Annotated in this window: 19 protein-coding genes; 1 reads left to right on the top strand and 18 read right to left on the bottom strand. The window is 46.9% G+C overall.

Features of this window, described 5'->3' with window-relative positions:
* Positions 1 to 270: 270 nt before the first annotated feature.
* The 12 genes from recO to rpsU form a co-directional block, all read right to left on the bottom strand.
* Positions 271 to 1020, bottom strand: coding sequence for a DNA repair protein RecO (gene recO / locus ACZGCQ_RS00885; RefSeq protein WP_023467502.1), 750 nt, complete (start codon positions 1018 to 1020; stop codon positions 271 to 273).
* A 3-nt stretch (positions 1021 to 1023) separates the two neighbouring features.
* Complete coding sequence (gene era, locus ACZGCQ_RS00880) at positions 1024 to 1932, bottom strand: GTPase Era (RefSeq protein ID WP_023467500.1); 909 nt, start codon at positions 1930 to 1932, stop codon at positions 1024 to 1026.
* The gene (locus ACZGCQ_RS00875) at positions 1925 to 2323 is read right to left on the bottom strand and encodes a cytidine deaminase (protein WP_023467498.1); all 399 of its coding nucleotides are present in this window, start codon (positions 2321 to 2323) and stop codon (positions 1925 to 1927) included. The genes era and ACZGCQ_RS00875 overlap by 8 nt, the downstream gene beginning before the upstream one ends.
* A 48-nt stretch (positions 2324 to 2371) precedes the next feature.
* Positions 2372 to 2689: a diacylglycerol kinase gene (locus ACZGCQ_RS00870; protein ID WP_285801479.1), complete on the bottom strand. Its 318-nt coding sequence runs from the start codon at positions 2687 to 2689 to the stop codon at positions 2372 to 2374.
* Positions 2690 to 2718: 29 nt separating this feature from the next.
* Positions 2719 to 3195: an rRNA maturation RNase YbeY gene (gene ybeY, locus ACZGCQ_RS00865; protein ID WP_029341033.1), complete on the bottom strand. Its 477-nt coding sequence runs from the start codon at positions 3193 to 3195 to the stop codon at positions 2719 to 2721.
* Complete coding sequence (locus ACZGCQ_RS00860) at positions 3192 to 5249, bottom strand: HD family phosphohydrolase (RefSeq protein ID WP_481265110.1); 2058 nt, start codon at positions 5247 to 5249, stop codon at positions 3192 to 3194. The genes ybeY and ACZGCQ_RS00860 overlap by 4 nt, the downstream gene beginning before the upstream one ends.
* Positions 5250 to 5285: 36 nt before the next feature.
* Positions 5286 to 6248 carry a PhoH family protein gene (locus ACZGCQ_RS00855; RefSeq protein ID WP_023467492.1) on the bottom strand — a complete coding sequence of 321 codons (963 nt, stop codon included), beginning with the start codon at positions 6246 to 6248 and terminating at the stop codon, positions 5286 to 5288.
* Between the two features lie 171 nt (positions 6249 to 6419).
* Entirely contained in the window at positions 6420 to 6890 is a 471-nt protein-coding gene (locus ACZGCQ_RS00850) for a hypothetical protein (RefSeq protein WP_481265109.1), read from the bottom strand.
* A gap of 13 nt (positions 6891 to 6903) precedes the next feature.
* A complete protein-coding gene (floA, locus tag ACZGCQ_RS00845) occupies positions 6904 to 7887 on the bottom strand; it encodes a flotillin-like protein FloA (protein WP_023467489.1) in 984 nt (327 codons plus the stop codon).
* On the bottom strand, positions 7884 to 8393 hold the full coding sequence (locus ACZGCQ_RS00840; protein ID WP_238239123.1) for an NfeD family protein: 510 nt from the start codon (positions 8391 to 8393) through the stop codon (positions 7884 to 7886). Before ACZGCQ_RS00840 ends, floA begins: the two co-directional genes overlap by 4 nt.
* A 181-nt stretch (positions 8394 to 8574) precedes the next feature.
* On the bottom strand, positions 8575 to 9021 hold the full coding sequence (locus ACZGCQ_RS00835; protein ID WP_035409225.1) for a GatB/YqeY domain-containing protein: 447 nt from the start codon (positions 9019 to 9021) through the stop codon (positions 8575 to 8577).
* Between the two features lie 21 nt (positions 9022 to 9042).
* The gene (gene rpsU / locus ACZGCQ_RS00830; RefSeq protein WP_012369719.1) at positions 9043 to 9216 is read right to left on the bottom strand and encodes a 30S ribosomal protein S21; all 174 of its coding nucleotides are present in this window, start codon (positions 9214 to 9216) and stop codon (positions 9043 to 9045) included.
* A gap of 313 nt (positions 9217 to 9529) precedes the next feature.
* Between rpsU and ACZGCQ_RS00825 the strand changes: the two genes are divergently transcribed.
* A complete protein-coding gene (locus ACZGCQ_RS00825) occupies positions 9530 to 10789 on the top strand; it encodes a dicarboxylate/amino acid:cation symporter (RefSeq protein WP_481265108.1) in 1260 nt (419 codons plus the stop codon).
* A gap of 68 nt (positions 10790 to 10857) precedes the next feature.
* On the opposite strand, the gene pulA is transcribed toward ACZGCQ_RS00825, so the two are convergent.
* The 6 genes from pulA to wecB form a co-directional block, all read right to left on the bottom strand.
* Positions 10858 to 13770: a type I pullulanase gene (gene pulA, locus ACZGCQ_RS00820; protein WP_481265107.1), complete on the bottom strand. Its 2913-nt coding sequence runs from the start codon at positions 13768 to 13770 to the stop codon at positions 10858 to 10860.
* A 226-nt stretch (positions 13771 to 13996) separates the two neighbouring features.
* The gene (locus ACZGCQ_RS00815; RefSeq protein WP_481265106.1) at positions 13997 to 14923 is read right to left on the bottom strand and encodes an LCP family protein; all 927 of its coding nucleotides are present in this window, start codon (positions 14921 to 14923) and stop codon (positions 13997 to 13999) included.
* A 13-nt stretch (positions 14924 to 14936) separates the two neighbouring features.
* Positions 14937 to 16112 (bottom strand): DHHW family protein, encoded by a 1176-nt coding sequence (locus tag ACZGCQ_RS00810; RefSeq protein ID WP_481265105.1) that lies wholly within the window; start codon positions 16110 to 16112, stop codon positions 14937 to 14939.
* A 15-nt stretch (positions 16113 to 16127) separates the two neighbouring features.
* A complete protein-coding gene (locus ACZGCQ_RS00805; protein ID WP_214728137.1) occupies positions 16128 to 17516 on the bottom strand; it encodes an MBOAT family O-acyltransferase in 1389 nt (462 codons plus the stop codon).
* Positions 17506 to 17991, bottom strand: coding sequence for a hypothetical protein (locus tag ACZGCQ_RS00800; protein ID WP_029341025.1), 486 nt, complete (start codon positions 17989 to 17991; stop codon positions 17506 to 17508). Before ACZGCQ_RS00800 ends, ACZGCQ_RS00805 begins: the two co-directional genes overlap by 11 nt.
* Positions 17988 to 19088 carry a non-hydrolyzing UDP-N-acetylglucosamine 2-epimerase gene (gene wecB / locus ACZGCQ_RS00795; protein ID WP_029341024.1) on the bottom strand — a complete coding sequence of 367 codons (1101 nt, stop codon included), beginning with the start codon at positions 19086 to 19088 and terminating at the stop codon, positions 17988 to 17990. Before wecB ends, ACZGCQ_RS00800 begins: the two co-directional genes overlap by 4 nt.
* Positions 19089 to 19192: the final 104 nt, after the last annotated feature.

Below are 19192 nucleotides of genomic sequence, written 5' to 3'. Positions count from 1 at the left end.
CGAAATGATTAAGGAACGCAAAAAACGCCCCTATGTACAACAATCGTTGCACATAGGGACGAGACGAGCCCGCGGTTCCACCCTACTTGCATGCATCGCATGCCACTCTTTTTGACAAAGAACACTCCGAAACGCCATTCGCGCCCCTCTCACTCCCAGCTCGCACCACCCTGGAATCGCTTGATTGAGAAAAAGACGGTACTCCTTTTCGTCATCGTGTTCATTTAGTTGCTTCTACCGCATTTATTCTACCGAACCCGCTTGTTGCTGTCAATCGTTGCCGAAATCAATCAACTGGTCGAGGACACGTTTTGAACGTAGGCGTAACCCGCTGTAACGTTCCATATAAGCATCCATGATTTGACGCAATAGACGCTTCGTTTCCGGCTTCACCGTCACGGTCCCGATCCGTGAAAAATCGTAGACAGAAAATACGTAAAGCATCTTCGCGACTGCTTCTGACATGAAGACAGCATGTTCATCCTCATGACGATGCCGGCGACAGAGAAGACCGCCATGGTGTAACGAAAAAGCAAACGGTGCTTCAGCACTCCCGCAAATCGTACAACCATTCAAATGAGGCGCAATCCCTAGATGACGCAACAGACGCAATTCGATGATGAAAGAGACGACGTCAGGATCCAGTCCTTCATCCATCGCCTCCAATCCTTCGACGAATAAATCGTACAGTGCCGGTTGCGGCACCCGTTCATCAAGCGCTTTATCTGCAAGCTCCAGTAGATACATCGCATACGCCATCAAGACGACATCTTGCCGGATATGCGCATGACTCGTGATGACGTCTGCTGATTTCAACTGACCGAGACCACGTGACCGCGGATAAATATAGACGGCTCGAACGAAAGGCTGGCTTGCCGCGTTGAAACGACTACCCGGCTTCTTCGCTCCTCGCGCCATGACGGCGAGCTTGCCGTATTCACGTGTCAGTAGCGTGACGATCTTATTCGATTCACCATATACGACCGTTCGTAGTACAAGCCCTTCCGCCTTATCGATCATCGCTTAATACTCGTCATCGCGGAAGCCAAGTTCACGCAATTGACCGGCCTTATTGCGCCAATCTTTTTGGACTTTGACCCACAAGTTCAGGTAAACTTTCGTTCCGAGTAACATCTCGATGTCCGTTCGTGCTTCAGAACCGATTTCTTTTAGAAGTGCTCCGCGTTTACCGATGATGATTCCTTTTTGGGAATCGCGCTCGATCAAGATCGTCGCATGGACATCGACCATGTTTCCATTCTCACGCGTCTTGATTTGATCAATCGCGACCGCGATCGAGTGTGGTACTTCATCGCGTGTCTTTTGCAAGACTTTCTCACGAATCATCTCTGAGATGATAAAACGCTCCGGGTGGTCAGTGACTTGATCCGCTGGGTAATACATCGGTCCTTCTGGTAGAATTTTCGCGATTTCTTCAAGTAACGGTCCGACGTTGTTCCCTTGAAGCGCAGAGATCGGAACGACTGCCGCAAACTCAAGTTCATTTTTATATGACTCGATGATTGGCGGAATATCATTCGGATGAATCAAATCGACCTTATTCATGACGAGAATGATAGGTGTATCGAGTTCCTTCAATTTTTCAATGATGAAATCGTCACCTTTTCCTTTTGGTTCCGTCACGTTGACCATGAACAAAATCGCATCAACTTCACGCAATGCGTTTGTCGCAACCTTCATCATGAAATCGCCGAGTTTATGTTTTGGTTTGTGAATCCCTGGTGTATCGATGAAAATCGTCTGAACGTCTTCCGTCGTATAGACACCTTGGATCTTATTTCGCGTCGTTTGTGGCTTATCAGACATGATGGCAATCTTTTGTCCGATGACACGGTTGAGGAATGTCGATTTTCCGACGTTCGGGCGTCCGATGATCGAGACAAAGCCCGATTTGAATCCTTCTTTAAACATGTAAATCCCCTTTCGTGAATGCTCCTGGTAAGAGGGCACCCACTGTTGTTTCTGTGACGTCCCCTTTAAGGTTCGTCAAATAAATTGGCATATCCGCGTCACACATCTCTGATAACACTTGGCGGCATTGTCCGCATGGTGCGACCGGTCCTTCTGTGTCAGCAACGACAGCCATCGCTGCATATTCACGAGCATCCTGTGCCCACGCAGAGAAGATTGCCGTCCGTTCTGCACAGTTACAAAGACCATATGCAGCGTTTTCAATATTACAGCCGTGGAAGACTTGTCCGTCTTTCGTCAGGAGAGCAGCACCGACTTGGAATTTCGAATATGGAACATACGCTTTTTCGCGTGCACGTTTAGCTTGTTCGAGTAATTGTTCTGTTTTCATGTGAATATCCCCTTCTTAGGAACGGTATTGGCCAAAAAGGCCGGATTCTTATTGTACCAAATATGGGATGAAGATGCATAGTGCAATTGCAACAGATGTAAGCGCCAACACAAGAACTGCTCCACTTGCGATATCCTTGACTGCTTTTGCCAGTGGATGCCACTCCTGCGTCACGAGATCTACGACACGTTCAAACGCCGTATTGAACATCTCGGCGCTAATGACGATTCCGACCGTCAAGAAGAGGATCGCCCGCTCGACAGACGTCAATGGTAATAAAAAGGCGACAAGTAACACGATGGCGCCAACTGTCACGTGAACTTTCATATGCCGTTCTTCTCGAATCGATTGGCACAATCCGTTCATGGCATGCCGAAACGGTTGCCACCAGCTTTTCACAATGTGCCCCGGTATAACTCGAAGTGATGCAGGATTTCCTCCTGTCGCTTCGTCATGACTTCCTCATCTGCTTTTTCAATGTGATCGTATCCGAGTAAATGGAGGAAACCATGGACAGCGAGGAAACCGAGCTCTCGCTCAAAATGATTGCCATACTCTGCCGCTTGTTCACGACACCGTTCTACGGAAATGATCAAATCTCCGAGGACGATTGGTTCATCTTCGAGTAATCCAAAATCGATTTCATCTTCTCCGAGTTCTTCCATCGCAAAGGAAATGACGTCTGTCGCCTGATCCTTTCCACGCCATTCACGATTGATTTCTTGAATCTCATCGTTTGAGACGAAAGTCACGGACAACTCACTATTTGAATCGACTTCTTCTTGTTCCGCCGTGTAAATCAAAATCGATTCGACAAGCTGTCGTTGTTCTTCCGTTAGACGATTATTTTCGTCTGTCATATAAATATTCATGTCGTTGCCTCTTTCTTTAATTCTGGATACTCGATTCGTTCATGGAACAAACCGGATAAGGTATGACACGCACTTTCACCGACGCGATAAATCTCACGTGTCGTAATGTCACATTCCGCAAATTGGTCATCCATCATCTTTTCACGAATGATTTTCGCGACCAAGTCCCGAATCCCTTCTTCTGAAGGAGATTTCATCGAACGTACGGCTGCTTCAATCGAGTCGACGATCATAATGACCGCCGCTTCACGTGTTTGAGGTTTCGGCCCCTCGTAACGGAACGTCTCCTCGTCGACCTCACCTTGTTCTGCTGCCTTGACATAAAAGTATCGGAGCAACGACGTTCCATGATGCTGGCGGCAAATATCGATGATTGCGGCAGGCAGTTTTGCGTCTTCGAGTAATTCAACACCATCCTCGGTATGTGCCAAGATGACACGTGCTGACTCTTCCGGTGTCAATCGATCATGCGGATTACGTCCATGCTGATTTTCAATAAAATAGAGTGGTCGTCGTGTTTTCCCTAAATCATGATAATAGGCACCGACTCGCGCAAGCAACCCATCTGCTCCGATTGCTTCACAGGCTGTTTCCGCTAGGTTCGCGACCATCATACTATGATGGTACGTCCCCGGTGCTTCAACTAATAGTTTTTTGAGTAACGGATGCGTCGGGTTCAGCAGTTCGAGTAGACGCGTCGGTGCTAAAATACCGAATGTCATCTCAAGAAACGGTAATAACCCAATCGCAAGAACGGCACTTAATATACCACTTGCAATCGCAAAGCCGATTAAAATCAATGTTTCTCGCGGTTCGAACGTACCGCTTCGCAGTAGAACGAATGCTAAGAAAATCGCGATATTTGCTCCGGCAATCGAGATGCTGCTCATGAAAATACGACGCCGTGACAAACTAGACCGTAGGAAAAACGTCGCAACTAGACCACCGATTAATAAATAGATTGCAACATTAAAGCTGAAGTTTTGATTCGTACTATAAAAGAACGTTCCGGCAAGTGCCGTGAAGAGCGAACTCGATAACGCAATCCGTTCATTCAGTAAATTTCGTAGAACGAGCGCAGCAAAAGCTGTCGGTGTGAGTAAGTAAAGTGCAGGGTTGATGTCGTCTGCTAAGAACGCCATACCATACATGACGAGTAATTGTAGACTGACGACGAGATAGACAAGCCCGAATAAACGAATCCGCCCCATTTGAGCGTATCGCAGTTTCGAACGATGAATGAATCCAAACAAAAAGGCAGTCATCAACGCACTGACAAGCATCGCACCGAGTAACGGTTTCAACGACTGTCGATCAGAAATCAAGCCGACGAGTTGTAGCTGACGATAGGCATCTTGTGAAATCACTTCGCCTCGTTTGACGATCACTTCACCTTCCGAAATGATAACCGGTTCTACTTTATCACTCGTCTGCTTACGAAGCTGTTCCGTCTTTTCCGGATCATAGACGTAGTTCGTCACGATCAGTTGATCGGTCAGCGCTTTAGCGACTGCTTTTAATGAGAAGGAGAGCGGCGAACGTTCGATATCAGTCCGCGCATTCTCACGTGCTTCCGCCACTTCACCACCATCGGACGAGATGCGTTGACGCATCGCTTCTTCAATCGCCGTAATGACGACGTCACGTGTCGTATTCCGCAGAGCTGTCGTCGACGTCACAAGCAAGCGTAGCTCATCATCCTTCAACAGCGTCGCCGCCTCCGTTCCACGTAGACGCTGTTTGATTTTACCAATCTCATTTGCTTTTTTTATACCGGACAAACTAGCAAAAAGTTGTTCTACTTTATCAATTTGCTGTGCTGCATACTCTTGTTTGATCGTATACTGACTCTCGATTGCAGCAACCGAATTTTCCTTGATTTGATTTGTTGCGACCCGGTCCTCCATCGTCAAGGGTGACCGGATATCTTCTTCTGCAATTGAGAATGGTTCTGCGGACAAGGCTTCTGGTCGAACACTGACGTACATCATCGTCGATACGATGAGATAGAATACTGCTGTCAAAAGACCGACCCAGACCCCAACCTTGCGCATATCATCTCCCCCTTTTCCCTCTATTTCCGTAACGGCTTAGGTCAAATCCTGACTATAAGCATCAACGATTTTTCGGACAAGTGGGTGACGTACGACATCAGCTGAGCCAAAGTGTTCAAAATGAATCCCTTTGACATTGCCGAGCAAATGTAACGCTTCTTGTAGACCAGACGTTTTCCCACGCGGAAGATCGACTTGTGTTAAATCGCCCGTAACAATCATCTTCGAATGGAACCCGAGACGCGTCAGGAACATCTTCATTTGTTCCCGTGTCGTATTTTGCGCTTCATCGAGAATGACAAAAGCATGTTCAAGCGTCCGTCCTCGCATATAAGCGAGCGGCGCGATTTCGATGACACCACGTTCAAGCAGGCGAGCCGTATGCTCGACACCAAGCACGTCATGTAACGCATCGTACAGAGGACGTAGATATGGATCGACTTTTTCTTTTAGATCCCCCGGAAGAAATCCTAAATTTTCTCCTGCTTCTACTGCCGGACGCGTCAGGACGAGTCGTTTGACGTGACCTTCTTTTAACGCTTTTGCCGCCATCACGACAGCAAGATACGTTTTTCCGGTTCCCGCTGGTCCAATGCCGAATGTCAAATCACAGCGGTCGATTCCCCGAACGTAACGTGCTTGACCGAGTGTCTTTGCGCGAAGTGGTTTTCCTTTATGATTCGTATGAATGACCGTATCGTAAAGTTCTAGCAGTTCATCCACACGATCTTGACGTGCAAGTTGAATAGCGCTCGTCGCGTCACGTTCCGTTAAAACAGCTCCACGATTCACAAGTTGTTTCAAGACGCCTACGACCTGTCCTGCTAAGATCACAGACTGCTCCTGTTCGGATTGTGCCAATAGCTCGTCTCCTCGATGTGTCAGCTGAACGTCAAGTTCTGCTTCCATCGTACGTAAGACTGCATCATTCGGACCGACGAATGCTTGAATCTGTTCTGAATTCGAAAATGCAAATGGGATTCTTTCGTTGAATATCACGTTGTGAATGGCCTCCTAGTCATGGATAACAAGTTGTCATCGCTTCATATCTAATCTCTTCCACTTTAGCACTTCCGCCGAAAAGATGGAAAGAAAAACCCGTTCCCACCTTTTAGGAAATAAAAAGAGTCAATCCTACGCGTTTCGTAGGATCGACTCACTGTCTAATCATCATCGTTTTCGTTTTGAAACGGGTGCACCAAGAACCTCACTCCAGACGATGGCACGACGCATTTCATCCTGCGAGAGTCTCGTCGCTGATGCTGAACGACTCGACGTTCCAATAGCACCGTCTGCGACGCTATCTTTGATTTCACCGATTGTCGAAGAGGACATCCCTTTTTTCGAATGTTGTTTCTGACGTTGGTCCAAACGTTGTTGCAATTCCGTTCGTTCATGAACGGGTCGCGCTTTCGTTTGCGTTACCCCCGGTTGTTTCTTCGCGGGTGCTTTTTTACGAACGACAGGTGGAGGTACCGTCTCTTGTCGCATCGTATCAACCTGTTCGGTTATTTGTTTCACATAGTCGCCGAACTCCTTTGAAGGTGTCCGGTTCGTCTGCTTCGGTTTTTTATCCGCTGCTTTTGAGATGACGGAGATGACACCGAATGCGATCATCAATCCGACCCATATGATATCCATACCGTCTCACCCTTTATTGTGAGTCATTTGGTGATGATTGCCCACCGATTGCTTGACGCATTTTCGTATCTGCCGTCACGTTCAAGTAGTTTGCATAATCCATGACGCCAAAGTTACCGTCACGCATTGCTTCAGCGATTGCAAGTGGTACTTCCGCTTCAGCAGCGACGACTTTCGCACGCATCTCTTCAACACGTGATTTCATCTCTTGTTCGCTCGCGATCGCCATCGCACGACGCTCTTCCGCTTTCGCTTGCGCAATGTTCTTATCTGCTTCTGCTTGGTCCGTTTGCAGAACCGCACCGATATTCTTACCGATATCAATGTCTGCAATATCGATCGAGAGAATCTCGAACGCCGTACCCGAATCGAGTCCTTTTGCAAGAACCGTCCGTGAGATCATCTCTGGATTCTCAAGTACTTCTTTTTGGTCATTACACGAACCAATTGTTGAGATGACACCCTCACCAACACGCGCAATGACGGTTTCTTCGCCAGCACCACCGACGAGACGATCGATGTTCGCACGTACCGTGATCCGGGCTTTCGCTTTTACTTCAATCCCGTTCATCGCCACACCGGCGATGAATGGTGTTTCGATGACTTTCGGGTTAACTGACATCTGGACAGCTTCAAGTACGTTCCGACCAGCAAGATCAATCGCTGCTGCGCGTTCAAAACTCAGTTCGATATTCGCACGATGTGCTGCAATTAAGGCATTGACGACACGGTCAACGTTACCACCAGCAAGGAAGTGACTTTCTAGTTGGTTCGTGTTCAAGTTCAATCCTGCTTTAACAGCCTTGATCAATGGATTGACGATTTTAGATGGTGTAACTCGACGTAGTCGCATCCCGACTAACGTAAAGATCGATACGCGAACTCCTGCTGCGAGCGAGCTAATCCAAAGTGGAATCGGAACGAGCGTGAAGAAGATGGCGAGGAAAATTAAAATTCCTCCGGATATGAGTAATACGGTCAATAGTTCAGGTGTCATGTGTGGGACTCCTCCTTCGTATGTTGGACTCTAACAATAACGCGTCCATGCGTTACTTCTTTTACGACGATCGTTTCCCCCGCTTGAATGAAGGTCCCTTCCGTTACGGCATCGATTCGGTTTCCGTCGATTTCAATCGTTCCTGATGGACGGAGAGGCGTTAAACTGACTCCTTCTTGTCCTAACAGTTGTACTTTTTCTTGATGAGAGAGATACCCTTTCTCAGACGATGTGGAATCCGTCAAAATCAAACCTCTCCATAATAAGGATTGATTCGATTTAATTCTGCGATATGCCCAGTAGCCGGCCGCAAGTGATAGAAATACAGCAAGTCCAATCGCTATTCCTACTTGACCAACTGTCGCACCTGCCATGATCAGACTAGCAAGGACAGCACCGATTCCGAGGACTCCAAAAATCCCGAACCCTGTGACGAATATTTCGACCAGTAACATGAGGACCCCGATCATGAAGACCGCCAAAATCATCCCTAAGCTAAACGTCATGCGTACGTTCACCCCTTTTCATTCGTGTCAGAAGCTACTTCTTTTGCACTTTGATTCGTTACTATAATTATATACGCTTTCAAAACAAAAAGGTTTCATGACTATTCTGAATTCATTAAGAAACTTTTAATTGTGACAGGAACGACAAAAAAGGTGCCCCGAAGGACACCTTTTCCATGTATTAAGCGAGCCGTTGTTTGACGAGTCGATTAATTAATGCACCGTCTGCCTTGCCTTTAAGCTGTGGCATGACGACGCCCATTACTTTCCCCATATCTGAAGGAGCAGAGGCACCCGTCTGCGCAATAGCTGCGTCGACGATTTCCTGTACTTCTTCCTCGGAAAGCTGTTTTGGCATATAAGCTTCGAGCACGACAATCTCTGCTTGAATTTTCTCGACGAGATCGTGACGACCAGCGCTTTCGAATTCTCGGAGGGAGTCGTTGCGCTGCTTCATTTCACGTGAAAGAATCGTTAATTCTTCCTCGTCCGTCAATTCTTGCTTACCGAGTTTGATCGTTTCATTTTGCAGCGATGATTTTACCATCCGAATCGTCGTAAGACGATCTTTTTCACGTAGACGCATGGCATCTTTCATATCCGCTGTCAAACGCTCCTGAAGACTCATGAGGATACACCCTCTCTAACGTTAGAACTTCTTACGCTTACGCGCAGCCTCCGATTTAAGCTTACGTTTTACACTTGGCTTTTCGTAGTGTTTACGTTTACGAACTTCAGCAAGCGTACCATCTTTTGAAACACCACGTTTGAAGCGACGAAGTGCGTCTTCAAGTGATTCATTTTTACGTACACGAGTTTCCACTAGTTTTCCCTCCCTCCGATATTACCGACTAAAGGAAACGTGTCAGACACGTCATACAACATTATAGTAGGAATATACAATTTGGTCAACAGTTGATTCTAGCGACTTTTCTGTACCCTACGCTGTTCCTTTTTGTTCCTTTCTATCCTCTCATGGTTGCATCCGTTTGACAACAAAATCTAGTCATTCCTGCATCAAAATCAAGAAACTTTTTTGTAAGCGTTATCATGTATTTTTTAAAATGTTTTGTCAAAACGGGTGATGATGTGTCAAAATATAGACAATTATCAAATAAAGGAGTGTGACATCACTTATGAAAGAAGCAAAGCGCATCATCTGGGGATTGATTCTCGGGGTGATCCTCGGAATCATTCTTGCAACCTTACCGGATAAGTCGATTTATGAGGGGTTGAATAAATATGCTTTACAACCAATCGGGACAATCTTCCTGAACCTGATTAAGATGCTCGTCGTACCGATCGTTTTCTTCTCGATCACTCTCGGCGTCATGGGACTCGGTAATCCAAAAGAGCTCGGTCGTGTCGGCGGAAAGGCAATTGGCTACTTCATGACGACAACGGCTGTTGCGATTGTCATTGCCCTCGGTTTGTCATTACTGATTAAACCGGGTACGTTCGGTAACTTCGAGACGCAAGGTCTTGAATATGATAACGGAAATCTACCAGATACGAGCATAATCAACACAATCGTCGGTATGTTCCCGACGAACCCGATCACGTCGATGGCAGAAGGCAACATGTTACAAATCATCGTCTTCAGTGTCTTTATCGGTTTTGGAATCACGTTCCTCGGTAAAAAAGTCTCGACGTTACGGACATTCGTCGAACAAGGAAACGAATTGATGACGTACCTCATCACGCTCGTTATGAAGATGGCTCCGCTTGGAGCATTCGCCCTGATCGCATCAGCCGTTGGTTCACAAGGATTTGATTCCCTGAAGGCGATGGGACTTTATATGGGTGTTGTCATCTTGTCACTATTCGTCCATTCCGTATTGACGTATGGTTCGACCGTTTCACTTCTAGGGAAGATGAACCCGTTCTTCTTCTTTAAGAAGTTCGCACCTGTCATGCTGTTCGCTTTCTCGACGTCTTCGTCGAACGCAACACTTCCTGTTGCGATGCAAACGGCTCAAAAAGAGTTGAAGGTTCCGCGTTCCGTCTCAAGTTTCGTCCAGCCTCTTGGTGCGACGATCAACATGGATGGAACAGCGATCATGCAAGGTGTCGCGACTGTCTTCATCGCGCAAGTTTACGCTGTTGATTTGACGCCAGGTCAACTTGCGACGGTCGTCCTGACAGCTGTTCTTGCATCAGTCGGAACAGCCGGTGTACCGGGTGTCGGTCTTGTCATGTTGACGATGGTTCTTCAATCGGTCAATCTACCGGTCGAAGGGATCGCTTTAATCATCGGTGTCGATCGTCTTCTTGATATGATGCGGACAGCCGTCAACATCACTGGTGACGCAGCATGTGCCGTCATCGTCTCGAAATCGGAAGAAGGTAATCTGAAAGAAGAAGAGAACGAAGAAACAGATGAGCGTTACGCTTGATTGCACGTTTCTCGACTGACGAAAAGGACGTTCCGCCAACTGCGGAACGTCCTTTTTTATCTGTTCACTTATTTTGATAAGACGAATGAGCTAAGTCCTTCGACGCGAACCGTACCTGATACTTTACGGATTGCTTTAGTTCCTGCCTGCTTACCATCTACAAGCAGCTTCCATTTCCCTGTCGGTAGCTTCATGTCGACTGCTGTTCGATTCGCATTATGAATGACGTAGAGATCATCCTTTTGTTGTGGCGCAGCATCATCTAATCGATAAGCGATGACTTGTGCCGGTGCTGCTTCAAACGTCAGGTAACGACGAATGTCTTTTGCTGTTGCTAAATGAAGTACTGGATTCTTCTTGCGTAACTCAATCAATCCTGTCATATAATCAACGTCTTGTTGACGGTCCATCTTCCGTTTCCAGTCGAGCTGGTTGACGGAATCCGGTGATTTATATGAGTTATGGTCGCCGCCCTTCGTCCGCATGAAGTCCTGTCCTGCATGGATGAACGTCGTTCCTTGTGACGTCAACAAGATGCTTGAAGCTAGACGATGCATCTTCGTCTTCGTTGCGTCATTATCTTGAGGATTCGTCAGGTTCAACTTATCCCAGAGCGTATGATTATCATGTGCTTCAACGTACGTGATGGCTTGATCTGGTTCTTGCGTAAATCCTTGAATCTCTTTGTCATAAGCAATTTCTCCGACGATTCCGCGTTTAATGCGCGTTTCAAGACCGGTCGTTCCGTTAATGAAACCAGCATCTGAATCGATGAAGACACTTCCTTTGAGTGCATCGCGCAGGTTGTCATTGAAATGTCCGATCCCTGGCATTTGTTTTGTGTTCGTTTGGTTTGCTTTCTCTGCATCCGGAAGCGGTGTTCCAAGACTCCACCCTTCTCCGAATACGAGAATCGACGGATCAATTCGTTTTGTCGCTTGTTTGACGGCATTCATCGTCTTGACGTCGTGAATGCCCATTAAATCAAAGCGGAATCCATCCCAGTGGTATTCTTTCGCCCAGTAGGAGACAGAGTCAACGATCAATTTGTGCATCATTTGACGCTCAGACGCTGTATCGTTTCCGACACCCGTTCCGTTCGCTAAATCGCCGCCTTCTGTATAACGGTAGTAATAACCAGGAACGATTTTATCAAGGTTTGATGCCTTTGCGTCAAACATGTGGTTGTAGACGACATCCATGACGGCACGTAGTCCATTGTCATGTAATCCTTGGATCATCTGCTTCATTTCTGTGATTCGGACTTTTGGATCATATGGGTTTGTCGCATATGATCCTTCTGGTGCGTTATAGTTCTTCGGATCATAACCCCAGTTGTACGATTTAAGTGGATTCGTCTCGTCGACGGACGCTGTATTAAAGTCGTAGACTGGAATGAACTGAACGTGCGTGATACCGAGTTCTTTCAAGTGATCTAATCCTGTTTTGGTCTTCGTTTTCTTACCATCCTTCGTCAAACGTGTACCCGGCTCGATGACTCCGAGGTATTTCCCTTTTTGTTTGATGCCAGAATCGTAACCCGAATTCGTCACATCAAACATCGATAAATCACGGACGTGTGATTCATAGATGATCGCGTCTGTCGCATGGCGAAGTGGCATTTTCCCATTCGTCCAACGTTTTGGATCCGTCTCGCGTAAGTCGACGACGACACCTTGGTCCCCATTGACGGCGACTGCTGTCGCATACGGATCAACGGCACGCGTCGATTCTTTGGCGTGTTTGACTTCGTATGTGTAACCGACACCGTCAAGATCGCCCTTGACCGTCACTTGATACACACCACGATCCGTTCGCTCCATCTTGATTTCACGCGTGATATCTTTTGTCGTAGCAACTTCTTGTTTTGGTAGGCGATACAATTCGAGCTCGACCGCTTGTGCTGTCGGTGCCCAAACTTTAAACGTCGTCTTTGATTTTTGATAGTCGACACCGAGTTTTCCATCGTAGGCATACTTTTGGTCGAATGCTTTCGAACGGAGCACTTTACCCGCCTCAAGGACTGCTTCTCCAAAAACAGGATGAGATGCTCGGACGACTTTTGCTAAATCGATATCTGAAGTGACTTCGACTTTTACCGTTTTGGCATCGATTGCTGACACGACTGGATTCGTCACGCCTTCAAACGTAAATGCTTTTACATCTTCTTCCGTCAATGGTGCATTCGTTTTTAATGTCATCGTCCGGAAGTCATCTGCTAAAAAGCTCGTGATTTTCGGTGTGCGATCGATTTCCGGTTTGCTGTAGTATATCGTCTGATCCCCTTCAATCAACCAGATGTCTTTCGCCCCTGCATAAAAGAAACGATCAGCTCCGTCTTTTTCCGACCATCCTTCAAGATGAGGAATGACGCCTGCAAGACGCGCTTTCGTTGGGTTATCAAGTGTTACCTTTGCAACGGCACCGAACTCATCCTGCTGATTGAATTCGAAACGCTTGCCATCTTGCTCTTCCGGCCAAGACCAGACGCCGTACTTGTCATAATCATTGTCATACCGGTAATAGTGGATGTTCGTGTCAATATTTGCGACATCTGCTCCATTGCTTGGATTGACTGTCGAGATGTCCTTACTTCCCGACTCGATCCAAATTTCGGCAACACCATTTTTAATCATGTCTTTCGTGATGAAGCGATCATTCTCAGATCCCCCATCCTTGTTCCAGTTGTCATCTCGAACGATGAAGCCGATTTTTTCCGGCTGATCCACTGGAAATTCATAAGCTGCGATTTTTCCGTAAGCATCCTCGCCGTTAAAAGCGTGGGCTTTATTCGGAAAATAATCCGGACCATTTGCCCATAACCACAGATTCCAATCCTTTGTGGCATTCGGGTCTTCCTTGTAGTGAATGATGACCAATGTCGACTTCCCTTTTTCCAGTGCTTGACCGGATAAAGAGAGTCCACTAAATATCAGTGCAAACGTTAGCGCAACGATACAAACGAATCTCATGCGTTTCATACGGTAGCCATCTCCTTTTAATATGTAATCGTTTTCATTTTGCATCCGTTTACAAGTCCTGTCAAAGCCTATTTCATCGATTTGATCGAAAATAAGACTTTTGAACCAAGCACTTTTTTCAAAAAGAATAGTGAGCTACATCAGAGAAAGACAGGAAAAAGCGCCTCCACAATTATTTGCTAGAGACGCTCAACTTTGTTTGTTTGATGGTAATACTGGTTATTGCTTACGATTGTGCGAGAAGTTTAGCGATCGCCTGCTTCGTCTGTTCCATTGATTCGTCCGACGCAAAGAAATACCAGACACCATCACTTGCGATATATCCTTCTCCGTCGATTTTCAGCGGCTTCAATTGTTCGAACCCACGCTGATTCTCCTGAGCTAGCTGCGCTGCGACATCAAGTCCGATATTTGTCGTAAAGTTGTTTTTCATGACATCCGTGATCTTTTCGAGTTGCGTCAACAACTGTGGTCCAGCAAGCTTCATTCCGACTGCTTCCAGTACTTGTCGCTGACGAATTTGTCGCCCCATATCGCCGAGTGGATCTTGCTTTCGCATCCGAGCGTAACCACTCGCTTCAAGGCCCGTCAAATGAATTTTCCCTTTCTCATACTCCTTTTGAAGGCGACGATCGTTCCAACTGAAGGCAGATGGATTGTCGACCGTGACACCCCCAACAGCATCGACCAACTCAATCAATCCATCCATGTTGATCTTCGCATAATAAGGAATATCGGTCTCAAACGTCTGCTCCACCGTTTCGACTGTTTCTTTCACACCCCCATAGGCATAGGTATGATTGATTTTAGTCTTTTCGCCAGACGGTACGGTTACCTGCATATCTCTTGGAATAGACAGGGAAGTCGCTTGTCTTGTTTTTGGATTGAACGAAAGAAGCATGACGGCATCAGCACGTCCCTTATCATTTTTCCGTTCATCCACGCCAAGTAACAAGACATTGACCGGCTTCATCGATTCAAGTGGCTTCGGTTGCTTTCCATCTAACGGTGTCAAGAACGCGTCTGCCGTTTGCTTCACTTTTAAAAAAGCTAAACCAGCTGATGTACTAGCAATCAGAACGAACCCTAGTAGGAGCGCACTCAATATGCGCCAAACAAGGCGTGGTTTTCTTTTCGCCATTCGGGATCTCATGTTATGAACTCCTTCATAGTGTGTTTTCATACGTCTTCATCAATCCAGCAATGTTCGAGTTATGCAGGAACAACACGGAGTCGACTTGTTTTTGTTTAGCGAACTGCGAGACGTCGAATGATTTTGGGACATAACGAACGTCGACGACTTCCAGATTGGCACTTTTAGCAAGGAACGGTAAGACTGGATTCGCGAATGAATCCTTTAAGACGAGAATCGTTGGTCGATCATTCTTCGTCTGCTCCTTCATCGACATGATGCCGTGATTCCCGCGCAAGAATACTTCATACCGATCGACGTAATCTCCCTCCTGCTGAACGAAGGATTCATCAATGACTGGGCGATCGCATGCCCCTTCGTAACAGACATCGATCCCTTTAAAGAATGCTGGTCCATAATAAGCTAATTGATCACCAGACGTCGCGTACGCAAGTGTCGTCTTTCGTGCCAACGAACCATAATAGGCATGTTCATCCTCTTTACGATCTGCTTTCGATGGTGTGACCGGTTGTAGGTCCATGCCTTTCGTAATCGTCTGATACGCGGACGCCGCCCCGTCGATATTCCAGTGATGATCCGTCTTGAAGTAGTCCGTTATCTTTAATTGATCAAGTGATAAATTTGTCATTCCGGCAGCCTTGAAGTCACGAATCATTCCTGCGTACCGTGTCCGAGCGTTTGAAGCAACATACGATGGAATCAACTGATCGCGTTCAGCAATGACCGTCTTCGATGGAGCTAGCGCCATATAGACGGGTCGATCGACTTCTTGCACGAACTGCTGAAACGCGTTTGGAATCTGGACTTGAGTCGAGGCACTTGGTTCGATCATATAGCCATTTTTAGCTGTATAGATTCCATTACGAAAAGGCTGTCTGAAGACATCCTTCGATAGCAGTGCCTGCATCTCAACGAACGTCCCTCGCAAAAGCAGTTGATCCGTGAAATACGTCTCCATCTTCAGCATATCTTTTCCGGTCGCGATTCCTCCGATCGTCGGATCGACCGATTGAGCGAGTGTGCGATTTTCTAGCTGAGAACGCACACGATCTTCTCGGACGATCGTTCCAACGCCAATCGTTAATAAGATGAGTAAAAAGCTGATCGTCGTTACCCACATCATGATCCGTTCAAAAGAAGTCGTCCGTTTTTGTCCCTGCTTATTTTCTGTTTCAAGTGGCTGTGCCATCAGTAGACCTCCTTTTTAGAAGCGGAAATAGATGAATGGGTTAAACGTACTTGCAACAAGTGCTGATGTCGCCAAAAATAGTAGCAACATCGCATACCCATACTGCATCGTCGTACCAATTCTTCCGAGTGACACGACTAATCGCTCTCCGATGATTTTCGGAATCGGTGTCGCTGCGATACACGCGACAAGCAGTAGAACACCATTTTGGACAAGCTGGTAGCTTGCGCGTTCATCCCAGATCACATCTGGTACGAACATTGCTTGAATGTACGTAACGGCTTCCGGGAACGTCTCGGAACGGAAGAATACCCAACCGACCAAAACGAGTACGAGTGTCCAAACGGTCGAGAAGACTGGCATTTTCGCCAACCATTTCCCGAGAAATGCTTTCTCAAGCATGATCCAGATTCCGTAATAGGCTCCCCACGCGACGAACGTCCAACTAGCACCATGCCAAAGACCCGTCAGCATCCAGACAATTGCTAAGTTGCGATACTGTAACCACGGTGAGACACGATTTCCACCAAGCGGGATGTAGACATAATCCCGAAACCACGATCCAAGTGAAATATGCCAACGACGCCAAAATTCAGAAACGGACTTTGAAATGTAGGGATAGTTGAAATTCTCAAGAAAATGAAATCCGAACATCAAAGCTAATCCAATCGCCATATCACTGTATCCTGAAAAATCGAAATAGATTTGTAAGGCGTAGGCGATGATGCCGATCCAAGCAAGCCCCATCGAGAGATCCTTCATATTGAAGATGGCATCCGCGACTTGACCACATCCATTGGCAAGAATCAGTTTTTTAGCTAAACCGATCGTAAATCGACGAACTCCTCGAGCAAAATCGGAAACTGTCTCTTCTCGTGACTCGATTTGGCTCGCAATCGTGTTGTAGCGAACGATTGGACCCGCAACGAGTTGGGGGAAGAACGCGATATAAAGGGCGAGGTCAAGCGGATTCTTTTGCACCGCTTCCTTCCCTTTGTAGATGTCGATGACATAACTCATCGCATGGAACGTATAGAACGAAATCCCGAGTGGCAAGACGACTTCTGGTACGAACCACCCTAATCCGAATGTCTCGTTGACCGAACGAACGAAAAATCCGCTGTACTTGAACCAGCCGAGTAATCCTAAATTGACTGCAATCATACTAAACATGATCCATTTGACGCCGATTCGCTGTCGATACAGATCGACGAACAAGGCGAAGAAATAGTTGATCGTAACGCTCAGTAACATCAGCAGTGCAAAGCGTGGTTCTCCGAATGCATAAAAGAATAGACTCGTCACTAGCAGCCAACCATTTCGGAAGCTACGTGGTAGTAGGTAATAGACGATCAAGACAGTCGGTAAGAACAGAAATAAGAATATCGTCGAACTAAATAGCATACGTCGCTTCCTCCCCTGCCGTGACATGTTGCACAATCTGAATGTCCCGGAGATGGACCCGGAAGCTCCCCTCTTGCAAGAACTTCCATGCCACCTTGAAATACTTCGCTCCTGGTACTCGTTTCATCTGTACCTGAACGACTGTTTCATTCATCAGTGTGACGGTTTCCGTTTCCGACCCCATCCGTTTCTTCTGTCCATACTGCATCTTGAATAACTGAACGACACATGGTGCATCGACTTCGAAATGACAGGTCACCTCGATGAGATCTCCTGTAATCGTGGCGTCTGTTCGGTATAACTTTGAAGGCGGATGTTGAAATCCTTGATCAAACAACTGAATGTACAATTTGTCGTCTGCCGTCGCTTCTTGAAAATCAAAATAGACACCATCTGTAGCATCCTCAAGCAAGATTTTTTCCTGCGTTCCGAATGGAAAGAATTGATAAATCGCTGGAGGAATACGTTGACTCATACGGGTACCTCACTCATGATCGCATCGACGATTCGCTCTGCTGCCTGTCCATCGCCATACGGATTCGCCGCTTGTGCCATCGATTGATAGAACACTTCGTCCGTCAATAATTGATGGCTCATCGCATAGATGCGCTCTGGATTCGTACCGACCAGTTTCAAGGTTCCTGCTTCGACGCCTTCAGGTCGTTCCGTCGTCTCCCGTAAGACAAGAACGGGAACACCGAGTGAAGGTGCTTCTTCTTGAATCCCGCCTGAATCTGTCAGGATGAAGGAAGCGCGCGCTGCAAGGTTATGGAAATCAAAGACATCAAGTGGTTCGATTAATTGAATCCGCGGATGATGTTTCAGGCGAGCTGCCGCTTCTAGTACGACCGGATTTGGATGAACCGGATAGACGATTTCGATTTCCGGATGATCATTTGCTAACCGTTCAATCGCATCAAAAATCGTTGCCAGTTGTAAATGATTCTCACGGCGATGAACCGTAAGCAAGACAAGTTTTCGTCCCGACTTCTCGAGGCGTGTTAGGACAGGATGAGTATATGTCGATGATACAGTCGTCTTCAACGCATCGATGACCGTATTGCCGGTTACGATGATCGGTGTCTGCTTGTTCTCAGCACGTAAGTTCATGGCAGCCTGTTCAGTCGGTGCAAAATGATAATCCGCCAGCACACCTGTCAATTGACGATTCATCTCTTCTGGGAACGGCGCATACTTTTCATATGTCCGTAGTCCTGCTTCCACATGACCGACTGGAATCTGTTGATAGAACGCCGCTAAAGAAGCAGCGAACGTCGTCGTCGTATCCCCATGGACAAGGACGAGATCCGGCTGTTCCTTTTCGAGGACACGACGCATCGCGTTTAGGATACGCGCTGTCATTTCCTCTAACGTCTGACGCGGACGCATCAAATCCAAGTCATGGTCCGGAGTGATCTCGAACAGTTCAAGGACCTGATCGAGCATTTCTCGGTGTTGTGCTGTAACGACGACGATTGGTTCGACGTCCTGACGATTTTCAAGTGCTTTAACGACCGGCGCCATTTTGATCGCCTCTGGTCGTGTTCCGAATACAAGCATGACACGTTTCATTTACTTCATCCCCTATCTCATTTCATGACGATCGTTCAATCGTCTCGCCCATCATCTGCTGATCCACGGAACCAATCCGTTCCGTTCGTTTCTTAGCTACGTAA

It is taken from the genome of Exiguobacterium sp. HSB13, assembly GCF_056764755.1.
The sequence above is the reverse complement of the archived record's forward strand: the minus strand, read 5'-3'. Positions and strand labels throughout refer to the sequence as shown.

Bases quoted from the DNA above. Each gene is read 5' to 3' on its own strand.
- ACZGCQ_RS00815 (WP_481265106.1), bottom strand. From the start codon at position 14,923: ATGAGATCCCGAATGGCGAAAAGAAAACCACGCCTTGTTTGGCGCATA.
- ACZGCQ_RS00840 (WP_238239123.1), bottom strand. From the start codon at position 8,393: ATGACGTTTAGCTTAGGGATGATTTTGGCGGTCTTCATGATCGGGGTC.
- pulA (WP_481265107.1), bottom strand. From the start codon at position 13,770: ATGAAACGCATGAGATTCGTTTGTATCGTTGCGCTAACGTTTGCACTG.
- wecB (WP_029341024.1), bottom strand. From the start codon at position 19,088: ATGAAACGTGTCATGCTTGTATTCGGAACACGACCAGAGGCGATCAAA.
- ACZGCQ_RS00875 (WP_023467498.1), bottom strand. From the start codon at position 2,323: ATGAAAACAGAACAATTACTCGAACAAGCTAAACGTGCACGCGAAAAA.
- ACZGCQ_RS00870 (WP_285801479.1), bottom strand. From the start codon at position 2,689: ATGAACGGATTGTGCCAATCGATTCGAGAAGAACGGCATATGAAAGTT.
- ACZGCQ_RS00850 (WP_481265109.1), bottom strand. From the start codon at position 6,890: ATGGATATCATATGGGTCGGATTGATGATCGCATTCGGTGTCATCTCC.
- ybeY (WP_029341033.1), bottom strand. From the start codon at position 3,195: ATGAATATTTATATGACAGACGAAAATAATCGTCTAACGGAAGAACAA.
- ACZGCQ_RS00805 (WP_214728137.1), bottom strand. From the start codon at position 17,516: ATGCTATTTAGTTCGACGATATTCTTATTTCTGTTCTTACCGACTGTC.
- era (WP_023467500.1), bottom strand. From the start codon at position 1,932: ATGTTTAAAGAAGGATTCAAATCGGGCTTTGTCTCGATCATCGGACGC.
- ACZGCQ_RS00800 (WP_029341025.1), bottom strand. From the start codon at position 17,991: ATGAGTCAACGTATTCCTCCAGCGATTTATCAATTCTTTCCATTCGGA.
- recO (WP_023467502.1), bottom strand. From the start codon at position 1,020: ATGATCGATAAGGCGGAAGGGCTTGTACTACGAACGGTCGTATATGGT.
- ACZGCQ_RS00860 (WP_481265110.1), bottom strand. From the start codon at position 5,249: ATGCGCAAGGTTGGGGTCTGGGTCGGTCTTTTGACAGCAGTATTCTAT.
- ACZGCQ_RS00810 (WP_481265105.1), bottom strand. From the start codon at position 16,112: ATGGCACAGCCACTTGAAACAGAAAATAAGCAGGGACAAAAACGGACG.
- ACZGCQ_RS00835 (WP_035409225.1), bottom strand. From the start codon at position 9,021: ATGAGTCTTCAGGAGCGTTTGACAGCGGATATGAAAGATGCCATGCGT.
- floA (WP_023467489.1), bottom strand. From the start codon at position 7,887: ATGACACCTGAACTATTGACCGTATTACTCATATCCGGAGGAATTTTA.
- ACZGCQ_RS00825 (WP_481265108.1), top strand. From the start codon at position 9,530: ATGAAAGAAGCAAAGCGCATCATCTGGGGATTGATTCTCGGGGTGATC.